Annotated in this window: 13 protein-coding genes and 1 pseudogene; 11 read left to right on the forward strand and 3 right to left on the reverse strand. The window is 66.6% G+C overall.

Features of this window, described 5'->3' with window-relative positions; translation table 11 throughout:
- The first annotated feature begins 125 nt into the window (after positions 1-125).
- From HTZ84_RS12805 to HTZ84_RS22865, 6 genes are all read left to right on the forward strand, one after another.
- Positions 126-407 (forward strand): 50S ribosomal protein L44e, encoded by a 282-nt coding sequence (locus HTZ84_RS12805; RefSeq protein WP_006429374.1) that lies wholly within the window; start codon positions 126-128, stop codon positions 405-407.
- 5 nt (positions 408-412) lie between these two features.
- Positions 413-586 carry a 30S ribosomal protein S27e gene (locus tag HTZ84_RS12810; protein WP_174681037.1) on the forward strand — a complete coding sequence of 58 codons (174 nt, stop codon included), beginning with the start codon at positions 413-415 and terminating at the stop codon, positions 584-586.
- Positions 583-1,383, forward strand: a complete 801-nt coding sequence (locus HTZ84_RS12815; protein WP_174681038.1) for a translation initiation factor IF-2 subunit alpha — start codon at positions 583-585, stop codon at positions 1,381-1,383. The genes HTZ84_RS12810 and HTZ84_RS12815 overlap by 4 nt, the downstream gene beginning before the upstream one ends.
- 3 nt (positions 1,384-1,386) lie before the next feature.
- Positions 1,387-1,566: an RNA-protein complex protein Nop10 gene (locus HTZ84_RS12820; RefSeq protein ID WP_008896252.1), complete on the forward strand. Its 180-nt coding sequence runs from the start codon at positions 1,387-1,389 to the stop codon at positions 1,564-1,566.
- 6 nt (positions 1,567-1,572) lie between these two features.
- Positions 1,573-2,349 (forward strand): proteasome assembly chaperone family protein, encoded by a 777-nt coding sequence (locus HTZ84_RS12825; RefSeq protein WP_174681039.1) that lies wholly within the window; start codon positions 1,573-1,575, stop codon positions 2,347-2,349.
- A 456-nt stretch (positions 2,350-2,805) separates the two neighbouring features.
- Positions 2,806-3,468 (forward strand): hypothetical protein, encoded by a 663-nt coding sequence (locus tag HTZ84_RS22865; RefSeq protein ID WP_254611750.1) that lies wholly within the window; start codon positions 2,806-2,808, stop codon positions 3,466-3,468.
- A gap of 307 nt (positions 3,469-3,775) precedes the next feature.
- Here the strand turns inward: HTZ84_RS22865 and HTZ84_RS12835 are convergent, their stop codons facing one another.
- On the reverse strand, positions 3,776-4,603 hold the full coding sequence (locus HTZ84_RS12835) for an amidohydrolase family protein (protein WP_174681040.1): 828 nt from the start codon (positions 4,601-4,603) through the stop codon (positions 3,776-3,778).
- 296 nt (positions 4,604-4,899) lie between these two features.
- Here HTZ84_RS12835 and thsA point away from each other — a divergent pair, with 296 nt between their 5' ends.
- The 3 genes and pseudogenes from thsA (at position 4,900) to HTZ84_RS12850 (ending at position 7,412) form a co-directional block, all read left to right on the forward strand.
- The gene (gene thsA, locus HTZ84_RS12840; RefSeq protein ID WP_174682584.1) at positions 4,900-6,444 is read left to right on the forward strand and encodes a thermosome subunit alpha; all 1,545 of its coding nucleotides are present in this window, start codon (positions 4,900-4,902) and stop codon (positions 6,442-6,444) included.
- Positions 6,445-6,561: 117 nt separating this feature from the next.
- Positions 6,562-6,813 (forward strand): annotated as a pseudogene (locus HTZ84_RS23205) (RICIN domain-containing protein); the annotation flags it as partial.
- Between the two features lie 230 nt (positions 6,814-7,043).
- Positions 7,044-7,412, forward strand: a complete 369-nt coding sequence (locus tag HTZ84_RS12850; protein ID WP_174681041.1) for a HalOD1 output domain-containing protein — start codon at positions 7,044-7,046, stop codon at positions 7,410-7,412.
- A 9-nt stretch (positions 7,413-7,421) separates the two neighbouring features.
- Here the strand turns inward: HTZ84_RS12850 and HTZ84_RS12855 are convergent, their stop codons facing one another.
- A complete protein-coding gene (locus tag HTZ84_RS12855) occupies positions 7,422-8,309 on the reverse strand; it encodes an SAM hydrolase/SAM-dependent halogenase family protein (protein ID WP_174681042.1) in 888 nt (295 codons plus the stop codon).
- Positions 8,310-8,427: 118 nt separating this feature from the next.
- The gene (locus HTZ84_RS12860; protein WP_174681043.1) at positions 8,428-8,946 is read right to left on the reverse strand and encodes a nicotinamide-nucleotide adenylyltransferase; all 519 of its coding nucleotides are present in this window, start codon (positions 8,944-8,946) and stop codon (positions 8,428-8,430) included.
- Between the two features lie 266 nt (positions 8,947-9,212).
- Between HTZ84_RS12860 and lonB the strand changes: the two genes are divergently transcribed.
- A complete protein-coding gene (lonB, locus tag HTZ84_RS12865; RefSeq protein WP_174681044.1) occupies positions 9,213-11,405 on the forward strand; it encodes an ATP-dependent protease LonB in 2,193 nt (730 codons plus the stop codon).
- Positions 11,406-11,418: 13 nt separating this feature from the next.
- Entirely contained in the window at positions 11,419-12,519 is a 1,101-nt protein-coding gene (locus tag HTZ84_RS12870; protein WP_174681045.1) for a CPBP family intramembrane glutamic endopeptidase, read from the forward strand.
- Positions 12,520-12,535 lie beyond the last annotated feature (16 nt).

The following is a 12,535-nucleotide window of genomic DNA, read 5'->3' on the forward strand; positions in this document are numbered from 1 at the left end:
GCGTACAGACGTCAGTCGCCGGTCACTTATTTCCGGGTGACAGTTTCCGCGCCCGATCGACTGACGGCGACGAACCAAACGGGTTTTAAACAGCGCTGCCTTAGCCCACGCCAAGTGAGATAACCATGCAGATGCCACGCCGATTCAATACGTACTGTCCGCACTGCAACGAACACCACGAACACGAAGTCGAAAAGTCCCGAACGGGCCGCTCGAGCGGTCTCAAATGGGACGCTCGCCGCACCCGACGAAGCACCTCGAGCATCGGTAACTCCGGTCGCTTCTCGAAGGTGCCGGTCGGCGAAAAGCCTACCAAGAAGACCGACCTCAAATACCGCTGCAGCGAGTGCGGCAAGGCCCACCTCCGCGAGGGATGGCGCACCGGCCGACTCGAGTTCCAGGAGTGATACCAATGGCAGGAAATTTCTACAGCGTTCGATGCGGTGACTGCGAGAACGAACAGACCGTCTTCGGCAAAGCCTCCTCGGAGGTCGCCTGTGCCGTCTGTGGCACCACGCTGGCGCGACCGACCGGTGGCAAAGCCGAGATCGAACACGAGATCATCGAAACAGTCGAGTCACGATGAAGTACAGCGGCTGGCCCGACCCCGGCGAACTCGTCGTCGGGAAGATCGACGAAATCGAGGACTTCGGCGTCTTCGTCGATCTCGAAGAGTACCGGGACAAGCGCGGCCTGATCCACATCTCCGAGGTCGCCTCGGGATGGATCAAGAACGTCCGCGATCACGTCCGCGAGGGCCAGATCGTCGTCTGCAAGGTCCTCGAGATCGACGAGGAATCCCAGCAGATCGATCTCTCGCTGAAAGACGTCAACGACCATCAGCGCTCCGACAAGATCCAGGAGTGGAAAAACGAGCAGAAAGCCGACAACTGGATGGGTATCGCGCTGGGCGAGGACGTCGACGACGAGAGCTACACCGCGATCGCCAACGAGCTGATCGGCGCCCACGGCAGCCTCTACGACGGCTTCAAGCAGGCCGCGATCCACGGCGAGGAGGCACTCGAGAACACCGATCTCTCCGACGACGAGATCGAGTCGATCGTCGACACGGCCCGCGAGAACGTCTCGGTGCCGTACGTCAACGTCACCGGCTACGTCGACCTCGAGAACCCGTCGCCGAGCGGCGTCGACGGCATCCGCACCGCCCTCGAGGCCGCCGAAGGGAACGGCGAAGTGCCCGAGGAAGTCGACCTCGAGGTCAGCTACGTCGGCGCGCCCGAGTACCGCATCGAGGTGCAGGCGCCCAACTACAAGACCGCCGAGAGCCAGCTCGAGGAGAGCGCACAGCGCGCGGTCCGGGCGATCGAGTCCGAAGGCGGTTCGGGCGAGTACCACCGCGAGCGTCGCACCGACGACGAGTAACGCATGAAGTCGGATATCCGGGTGTGTTCGGCGTGGCGCGACGCACACGACCGCCCGGTGTATACCCTCTCTGACTCCTGTCCCGACTGCGGCGCCGACGCGGAAAACAGCGCTCCGGCCCCGTTCGATCCGAACGACCCGTACGGCGAGTACCGACGCGCTCTTAAACGTCGCCGTCGCTGATACGGTATGGACGAACTCGAGATCGACGCAGTCGCCGAGGTCGAACTAGACGACCCCGTCCTCGTCGAGGGGCTGCCGGGTGTGGGACACGTCGGAAGCCTCGCCGTCGAGCACCTGCTCGAGGAACTCGAGGCCGACAGCACGCTCGTGCGCCGGGTCTACTCCCAGGAGTTCCCGCCGCAGGTGAGCGTCGAAGACGGCGTCGCGGACCTCACGTGCGCCGAAATTCACGCCGTCACCGTTCCCGACGGCCGCGATCTGTTACTGCTGACCGGGGATCACCAGGCCCAGACCAACGACGGCCACTACGTGCTGACCGACGCCTTCCTCGACATCGCCGAGGAGTTCGGCGCGAGCGAGGTCTACGCGCTGGGCGGCGTCCCGACCGGCGAACTCATCGAGGAGTACGCCGTCGTCGGCGCCGTCAGCGACGAGTCGCTGCTCGAGGAGCTAGAGGACGTCGGCGTCGAGTTCCGCGAGGACGAACCCGCCGGCGGAATCGTCGGTGTCTCCGGACTCCTGCTCGGCCTCGGCGGCCGCCGCGGGTTCGACGGGGCGTGTCTGATGGGCGAGACCAGCGGCTACCTGGTCGACCCCAAGAGCGCCCGCGCGGTCCTCGAGGTCCTCGAGGAAACCCTCGGCTTCGACCTCGAGTACGAATCCTTAGACGAGCGGGCCGACGAGATGGAGGAAGTCATCGGCAAGATCCAAGAGATGGAACAACAACAGCAACAACAGCAGATGGACGTCCCGACGGACGACGACCTGCGGTACATCGGCTGAGCGCGCCGCCGACTCGAGTTCCCGTCGACGAGTTTTCCGGACGGGCCGGCCGAACGCGCGCCGCTGTGGTGACGGAACAGTACGCAGCACACAGCGGCCGCCGTCCTATCCGACTACGACCACGGCGAGGAAGCCGACGGCGATCGCCGCCGCCAGCGTGATCGCGACGGCGAGGCCGACGCCGATAACCGGTGAAATTGGGCGTGCCGAACCGCGCGTCGCAGATCTCGAGGCCATCTCTTCAGTACTAGTCTCTCGAGTCTCCCGCGGCAAGAACGTCCGCATCGACTCAGCGTTCGATTCGTGGGCTGTATCCGCCAGTGTTCGGTACCACTCGTGCCCGCCGATCGTCCCGTATCGGAGACGGGTACCGCAGCGAGAGGAATCGGAACGTCGCTCAAAGGGACATTTCAGTTTGGGATAGCTTCGTTGGGTCCGGGCGAGCACGGGCAGACGATGTACCGACGAACGTACGCGATCGGTCTCGGAAGCGCACTCGCCGCCGGAATCGGCGGCTGTTCGCGACTCAACGGCGACGGTCCCGACGAGGAGACGGATCCGGACGAGACCACGGCTCCCGAGAACGAGACGGACGATCCGAATAACTCGCCTCAGCAACCGGCTCAAGCCACCCTTCGCAATCCCTCGTTCGAGGAGGAACTGTCCGGACGGACGATCGGAAAAGACCTTCCGGCGACCCCCGGAGCGGAGGACGAACCGGTCGACCACTCCGCCTCGACCACCGCCGACGACGCGTCGGACGGCGACCGGTCGCTGGAGTTGTACATCGACGGCGTCGCCGACGACGGGACGATCTGGGTCGAGCAGTCCGTCGACGTCACCGACGTCGAGACCGTGACGATCGACGTCTACAGTCGAACGAACTCGGCGAACCGGATGTCTCAGGTAGCGTTTTTCGCCGGCGAGAAACCCGACGACGGGCTCTCGGAGGGGGACTTCGACCGCGAGAAGGACATCGAGGACCACAGCGGGTGGAAACCCTACTCGTACTCGGTCGGCGAACTCGAGGGCGACGTCACGGTCGCGATCGGGATGAACGTCGTCTGGGAGACCGAGATCACCCGTCGCTTCGACGACGTTCGGCTCGAGACGGCCTAGCGACGGGGTTCGGAACGAGACGGACCGGGGAGACGAACCCGTAGCCGACCCGCGGCGTCGGCGGCGACTTCGATCGATCGGTCACCGTCGAGCGGACGGGTTCCGGGTCACGGTTTCGGCGTCGTCGGCCGAAACAGCGCGCAGTTCGGACACCAGATCGAGCCGTCCGCGCGTCGCTTTTGCTTCCCGTTGCAGTCGGCGCATCGCTCGGCCGCGTACTCTGCCATGCGAGATCGAAGATATCTTCGTCCGTTGAGACATGAGCCTTTCGACCAATGGGCAAATAGTTGTCAATAGGCGGACGCGGTCAGGCGCCGCCGGCCGGCGCGAGCGCGTCGATAACGCGGGATGCGTTCTTCGAGAAGACGCGCCACAACTTGTCCTCGGAGACGTCGAGCGTGAGAATTTCCATGACGGCGACGTCGGGGTGGCAGGCGGGCGCGCCGCTGCCGAACAGGACCCGGTCGGGGTGCTCGAGCAGCGCGCGCTCGAGGGGGTCGCGGTAGCGGACGAAACTCGTCTCCAGGTAACAGCCGTCGTACTCCTCGAGCAGGTCGATCAGGCCGTGCATGAGCGACCGGTCGAGGGGATGGCCGCCGAAGTGGGCGACGACGACGGGAAACGAGCGCTCGAGCAAGGTGGACGCGAGGATTTCGAGGGCGGCGTCGGCGCCGCCGCGAACGATGACGGGGAGGTCGACTGCCTCGAGGGCCGCGAGGACGTCCTCGTCGGGGTAGTCGTCGACCTCGGGATCGAGGACGAAGCCGTGGAACCGGTCGTCGTAGGCGTAGCGCTCGATATCCGCCGGCGACGTGTGGTGGTCGTCGCGGCTCCGGACCGCGTTGCGCAGGCGGTCGGTCGCCGACGCCGTCGGCCGCCGCGTGCCGTTGATCCGCGCGAAGGCGACGAACGGACGATCGACGCTGCGGCGGGCGACGCCGTTGTTCGGTGCGAGGTAGCGCCGGTTCGGGCGCGCGGGCGGAAAAACGATCGATTTCGTGATTCCCGCCTGGTGCATCTCTCGTTCGAGCTGGTCGGGCGTGACCGAGCGACCGTCGACGCGGGGGCCGGTATCGCCGGGCGAGAGCCGCGCGTAGACGTCGACGATGCGAAACCCGTGTTCCAGCTCGAGCATTCGTGGCGGCTCTTTCCACCGGAGCCATATTTCCCTACCGGCCCGCGGAGCCGTCGGCGTCGGCGGTGGGGAGTCGCGTCTCGGGGCGGCCGACCGCCACTGGCGCGCCGAACCCGACACCGGAATCCGCGATTCGCGGGACGAAAACGGGGCCCCGGGGGCATTGGGTACCGTTCTCATTCGCGCAATCGCCAGAGGGAGCGGTGGCGAGTGGGAAACTTTTATATAGAAGTGCTGACGACATAGGTAGTGAGGATTCAACTATGGCACAACAGCGACGCATGGGCGGACAGCCTATGTTCATTATGAGCGAGGATAGTCAGCGAACGCAGGGCCGCGACGCCCAGTCGTCGAACATCATGGCCGGCAAGGCCGTCGCCGAGTCGGTACGCACGACACTGGGTCCCCGCGGGATGGACAAGATGCTCGTCGACTCCAGCGGCGAGGTCGTCATCACGAACGACGGCGCCACGATTCTCAACGAGATGGACATCGAGCACCCCGCGGCCCAGATGATCGTCGAGGTCGCCGACTCCCAGGAGGAAGAGGTCGGCGACGGCACGACGACCGCGGCCGTGATCGCTGGCAACCTGCTCGGTGAGGCCGAGGACCTCATCGAACAGGACGTCCATGCGACGACGATCGTCGAGGGCTACCACGAGGCCAGCGAGATCGCCCTCGAGGCGATCTCGGAGCAGGTCAGCGAAGAGGTCGTCGACGACGAGGTGCTCAAGCAGGTCGCCGAATCGAGCATGACCGGCAAGGGCACCGGCGGTCTCACCGCCGAATCGCTGGCCGAGACGGTCGTCGAAGCGATCCGCCACGTCGAACTCGAGGACGGCGTCGCCCGCGACAACGTCACCGTTCACACCCAGATCGGCGCCTCCTCGAACGCGACGGAGCTCGTCCCGGGTATCGTCATCGACGAGGAGCCCGCCCACGACGGCATGCCCAGCGAGGTCGAGGACGCGTCGCTCGCCGTCCTCGACGTCGAGCTCGGCGTCCGAACCGGCGAGATCGACGCGGAGTACTCGATCGACTCGATCGACCAGCTCAACAGCGCCATCGACGCCGAGGAGAGCGAGGTCCGCGGCTACGCCGAGACCGTCGCCGAGAGCGGCGCCGACGTCGTCTTCACGACCGAGGACGTCGACGACCGCGTCGCCTCCTATCTCGCCACTGAAGGCGTGCTCGTCTTCGAGGGCATCGGCGACAGCGACGCCAAGGACATCGTCTCCGCGACCGGCGCCACCCGCGTCGGCGCCCTCGACGACCTCGAGGAAGCCGACTTCGGTCAGGCCGACCGCATCAGCGCCGAGAACTACGGCGACGACGACCTCGCGTTCGTCGAGGGCGGCGCGGCGGCCGAGACGGTCACCGTCTTCGTCCGCGGCGGCACCGAACACGTCGTCGACGAACTCAAGCGCGCCATCGGTGACGCGCTGGACGTCGTCGCGACCGCGCTGGCCTCGGGTGAGGTCGTCCCCGGCGCCGGCGCGACCGAGATCGCCATCGCGGACAAGATCCGCGAGGAAGCCGCCGGCATCGAGGGCCGCAAGCAGCTGGCCGTCAACGCCTTCGCCGACGCGCTGGACATCGTCCCGCGCACGCTGGCAGCCAACACCGGCCGAGACCCCATCGACGCGCTCGTCGATCTCCGCTCCGCCCACGACTCGACGGGACGAGCCGGTCTGATCACCAGCGGCGAGGAAGTCACGATCGACGATCCGTTCGACTACGGCGTCATCGATCCGGCCGACGTCAAGCGCGAGGCCATCGAGAGCGCCACCGAGGCCGCGACGATGATCGCCCGCATCGACGACGTCATCGCCGCCGAGTAACGCCGCCGAGCCGTCGCTGAACCCCTCTTTCTTTTCGCGACCGCGTACGGACGCCGTCTCGCCGCGAGCGGTAGCCACCCGTTCGCGACGACGAGACGGCCCGGCCTCGAGGCCGTCCACAGCGGGACGGTCCTCGGCGTCGAAGCGGCCGGAACCGACGACGGCACCGACGTCGTCCAGCAGTCGTGGAACGGTGCGGACGGCCAACGGTGGTTCGCCGTCGCGCTCGCGGACGACCGCTACGGCTTCGTCAACGCGAACACCGGCCGCGTCCTCGACGCCGAGGACGCCGGCGAGAACGTCGTTCAGTGGCACTGGACGAGCGGCGCGAATCAGCGGTGGGAACTCGTCGACCGCAGTTCGGACTGACTCGTCTCCCTCGGTCGGACACTCGCAAGCGACGGACAGTCGACGGCGGTCTCGCCGAACGAGGACGACGGCCACGATAACCCGCGCGAAGAGAATGACACATATCGTGGTGTCAGAGATGTGATGTAGGTCGGGAACGAACGGGCGCCTCGATCGCCTGCGTAATTATCGGTCCGGCCGACAGTCCGGCCAACAATGATAAGTGTTAACACACGATATCTAGAGGCGTTATGTCCCGACCCGCTCGGAGGAGAAACCTGACGCCGGTCGACGACGACGGGGGGCAGACGATCTACTACGACGAAGACCGCGGGACCTACCACACCTGGTGCGACGACGACGCCTACGAGCTAGCGAGCACGGCCGTAGTGATCACCGTCGCGTCGGTGCTCGAGGTCGATACGGACGACCTCGAGCGGCTCTCGGCGGCCGTCGAACCGGACGCACTGAACTCGCTGATCGGCCATTGGCGACGGGCCGACGTGGCGGACGCCGACGGGAGCATCACCTTTCCGTTCGCGACGTGTGTCGTCACGGTCCACTCGAGCGGCGAGATCGTCGTCGATCCCGAGCAACGCGTCCCGTCGGTCGGCCGCTGAAACTGCGGCTCAGTTCGCGCGGTCCGTCCCGGCCGACTCGAGGACGACTTCGTCGCCGACCGCGAGGCCGAACGCCTCGTCGCCGCGCCCCCGATTGACGTCCAATTCGACGTAGCCGTGGCTCCCGACCGTCGCGAGTCGCTCCCCGACCGGCACAGCGGCGAAGGTCTCCCCGACGGGAACCGTCTCGCCGTTGGCGACGATCCGATCGCGGCCGGCGAGGACGTCGCCGGGAACGTTCGTGATGACGTTGCCGAAGTCGTCGACGACCAGCACCTCACCGACGGCGCGGTCGTCCTCGAGCGTCGGCTCCGGAAGCGAACAGTCGACGGGATCGCCGTCGAGCGGATCGAGCCACTCGAGGTCGGCCAGCGCGTCGACGCCGGCCTCGTGGACGTCGGCGGCGGCGGGCGCGAAGACGTCCCGGCCGTGGAAGGTGGCGCTGGCCGGTCCCTCTCGGCCGCCGCCTTCGTTCTCACCGGCGTCGGAGTCCGCCGAGAGCGCCGTCGCGCTCGGACCGAACGAGCCGCCCGCGGGCTCGACCGGATCGAGTCTCGTCTCGTCGACGACGTACGTCTCGAGGGCGGCGTCCCGACCGCCGACGAGCCGACGGGCGGCGGGGAGCAAGACGCCGTTGTCGGGCCCGACGAGCGCGTGCTCGCCCGCGCGAACGACGATCGCGTTGCGGTCGGTGCCGACGCCCGGGTCGACCACGACGAGGTGCACGGCCGGCGGAAAGTACGGTAGCACCTCGCGGAGCCAGAACGCGGCGGCGCGGACGTCCTGCCGGGGGAAATCGTGGGCGACGTCGACCAGTCTGGCGTCCGTTCGCCGACAGAGCACTCCCTTCATCGCCGCGGGGTACGGCGTCCCGAAATCCGACGCGAGCGTGATCATGGGCGGCGGTAGGAGGCGGGCAGTGAAAATCGATACGTCTCGTTGTCGGCCGGCCGTCTCGAGGGCTCCGGCGGCCGCGGTCACAGCTCGTTCCGCCGGGGACGGGACTCGAGGGCGGTCAGTCGCCGTTCGAATCCGAGTCGCTGATCATCTGGATGCGTTCGATGCCGCCGATCTCGTCGACGGTGTCGACGACCGGTTCGGGGACCAGCGACTCCCAGTCGCCGCCCGTGATCATCCGCTCGCGGACCTCGCTACCCTCCAGAACCTCCCGGTTGAACATCGGGGACTGGCGGATGTCGATGTCGGCCTCGCGGAACAGCTGGATGACCAGCGGATTGTTCGAGTAGGCGACGTCGAAGTCCGGGCTCATGCTCTGGACGTGGCTCACCCACACCGAGTTCCGTTCTAAGTCCTCGATCGGCACGGCGTAGGTGACGAGGTCGTAGTCGACGAGCGACTTCGTGATCATCATGATGCGTTCGCCCGCCGTGAACGGGTTGCGCACGGTGTGTGAGTCGTCGGCGCTCCCGATCCCGAGCACGAGCTCGTCGACGTCCTCGGCGATCTGTTCGACCATGCTGAGGTGGCCGTTGTGGAAGGGCTGAAACCGGCCGATGTAGAACCCCCGGGTCATGCCGGAACCTGCTCGGGCGGCGTGCATAAGCGTGGCGAGTTCGCCGACGCGTCGTCGGGGTAGCGGTCGTCGCGATCGTCGGAGTAATGTGATCTATGCTACCATACAATATCCGCCGAAATAGCGTTCGACGAGGACGACGCGTCGAATCGCTGAACCACCCCGTCGGCCGCTGTGGGGCCGATATTCAGCCACTGTCACCATCCTCCGCATGGAGAAAGTATATCAGTCCCAATCCCTTCGAATCAGGTACTGAACAGAGTTCTATGAGTAACGATACGAACGTTGACGACCCTCCCGAAGACGCCACCGACGCTGGACCTGACGAGGAGCAGGGCCAGCCGCGGCCCCAGGACACGGAGCCGGAGTCGGAGCGTCAGGGAGAACGGTCGCCGCTCGAGGAGGACGGTGACCAGCGCGACGACGTCGACGACGGGGACGAGTTCGACGATCCGATCGACGAGTTCGAGCCGGATTCGAGCGAGGACGACATCGAAACCGTCGAAGATCTCGGCAGCGAAGTCGAGGTCGATCCGGGCGTCGAAATCGACGAGGATATCGCCGAGGACGATCTGCTCGGCGGTCTCAAAATCGATTCGACGGAGGAAATCGAGGTTCCCGACCGGCTCGTCGACCAGGTCATCGGCCAGGACGAAGCACGCGATATCATCATCAAGGCAGCCAAGCAGCGTCGCCACGTCATGATGATCGGCTCGCCGGGGACCGGCAAGTCGATGCTGGCGAAGGCGATGAGTCAGCTGCTCCCCCAGGAGGATCTCCAGGACGTCTTAGTCTACCACAACCCGGACGACGGCAACGAGCCGAAGGTCCGAACCGTCCCGGCGGGGAAGGGCGAACAGATCATCGACGCCCACAAGGAGGAGGCTCGCAAGCGCAACCAGATGCGCTCGATCCTGATGTGGATCATCGTCGCGATCATCCTCGCGTACGCGATCCTCGTCGCCGGGAACATTCTGCTCGGCATCCTCGCGGCCGGGATCGTCTGGCTGATCTTCCGCTACACCAACCGCGGCAGCGACGCGATGGTGCCCAACATGATCGTCAACAACGGCGACAAGCGCACCGCGCCGTTCGAGGACGCGACCGGCGCCCACGCCGGCGCGCTGCTGGGCGACGTCCGTCACGACCCCTTCCAGTCCGGCGGCATGGAGACGCCGAGCCACGACCGCGTCGAACCCGGCTCGATCCATCAGGCCAACAAGGGCGTGCTGTTCGTCGACGAGATCAACACGCTCGACATCCGCACCCAGCAGAAGCTGATGACCGCGATCCAGGAGGGCGAGTTCGCCATCACGGGCCAGTCCGAGCGCTCCTCGGGCGCGATGGTCCAGACCGAGCCCGTCCCCTGTGACTTCATCATGATCGCGGCCGGCAACCTGGACGCGATGGAGAACATGCACCCCGCGCTCCGGAACCGTATCAAGGGGTACGGGTACGAGGTGTACATGGAGGACACCATCGAGGACACCCCCGAGATGCGGCGCAAGTACGCGCGCTTCATCGCTCAGGAGGTCGAACGCGACGGTCGTCTGCCCCACTTCACCGACGACGCCGTCGAGGAGGTCATCCTCGAGGCCAAGCGTCGCTCGGGTCGGAAGAACCACCTCACGCTGCACTTCCGGACGCTGGGCGGGCTCGTCCGCGTCGCGGGCGACATCGCCCGCTCGGAGGATCGGGAGTTCACCACCCGCGAGGACGTCCTGCAGGCCAAGGGCCGCTCGCGCTCGATCGAGCAACAGCTCGCCGACGACTACATCGAGCGCCGCAAGGACTACGAACTCGAGGTCGCCGACGGCGGCGTCGAGGGACGGGTCAACGGTCTCGCCGTCATGGGCGAGGACTCGGGGATCATGCTCCCGGTCATGGCCGAGATCGCGCCCGCACAGGGCGGCGGTCAGGTGATCGCCACCGGGAAGCTCAAGGAGATGGCCGAGGAGTCGGTCCAGAACGTCTCCGCGATCATCAAGAAGTTCTCCGACGTCGACCTCTCGGAGAAGGACATCCACATCCAGTTCGTCCAGGCCGGCCAACAGGGCGTCGACGGCGACTCCGCCTCCATCACGGTGGCGACCGCCGTCATCAGCGCGCTCGAGGACATCCCGGTCGATCAGTCGGTCGCGATGACCGGCTCGCTGTCGGTCCGGGGCGACGTGCTCCCGGTCGGCGGGGTCACCCACAAGATCGAGGCCGCCGCGAAGGCCGGCTGCTCGAAGGTCATCATCCCGAAGGCCAACGAGCAGGACGTGATGATCGAAGACGAGTACGAGGAGATGATCGAGATCATCCCGTGTTCGAACATCAGCGAAGTGCTCGACGTCGCGCTGATGGGCGAACCCAAGAAGGACTCCCTGGTCGATCGCCTCAAGTCGATCACCGGCTCGGCGTTCGACGGGAGCCAGGGCACCGTCGGCAGCGGCTCCAACCCGAGCCCGCAGTAACGAGTACCGATCAATGGCCCAGTGGGCGACGTTCGCGGGCGTTACGGGCGTCGTCCTCGTTTTGCTGCTCGTTCTCTCACACCTGACACAGAGCGCGTTTTCCGACGACGATTCGACCGCCAGCGACGGCGCCGATACTGCGTCCCCGCAGTCCGCGTCCGCCTCGAGCGCTCGAGACGACAGCCCCGAGTTCGACTCGGAGAGCGATCGTCGCGATTCACACGACCCGGCCGCGCCCGCCGACGGCGAGGCGGGGGGCGCCGACTCGAGTGCGGGTGCGGATGCAGATACGGACGCGGAGACTGCGGCCGAATCGGAGTCCGATGCGACGGCCGATCGCGACGGCCGTTCTGCGGCCCCTGACCGTCCGACCACCGCGAACGATCCGACGACTTCGGAGCGGGCGGTCGGGCCGCAACGGACGGAGTCGCCGTCCGACCCCGCGAGAATAACCGAGCCCGGTGCGCACTCCGACGGACGGCCGCAACAGGAACTCGATCCGCGGTCGCTGTCCGCGGGGGAACTCCTGGCGAACGTCGCGCTCTCGCAGGGGCTGTTCGCGAGCGTCCTCCTCGGGGCGGTCCTCTACACCGGGATCCCCGTCGGCGCGCTGGGGATCGAGTTCTCGACGGCGTTCCTCCGACAGGGCCTCGTACTGGGGACGGCGGCCGGACTCGTCCTCTACGCGGCCAACGAGATCGGCGCCGCGGCGGCGACGCACATCGGGTTCGACCACGACGAACGGCTGCGGACGCTGCTGGCGCCCGACACGACCTGGGAGTGGCTGGTGCTGCTGGCGTTCGTGCTCCCGCTGATCGCCGGCTTCGAGGAACTGCTGTTCCGGGCGGCGCTGATCGGCGCGCTCTCGACCGGCTTCGGCGTCGATCCGTGGCTGCTGGCGATCGTCTCCTCGATCGCGTTCGCCCTCGGCCACGGGATGCAGGGGTCGGTCGGCATCCTCGTCACCGGGCTGCTCGGGTTCGTCCTCGCGGCGGTCTTCGTCGTCACCGGGAGCTTTCTGGTCGTCTTCGTCGCCCACTACCTGATCAACGCCCTCGAGTTCGTCGTCCACGAGGGCCTCGAGTTCGACTGGGCCGAGACCCTCGAAAGCTAAGGGGGTGGGCTCGGTC

Source organism: Haloterrigena gelatinilytica (assembly GCF_013342145.1).
GTDB classification, from domain to species: Archaea; Halobacteriota; Halobacteria; order Halobacteriales; family Natrialbaceae; genus Haloterrigena; species Haloterrigena gelatinilytica.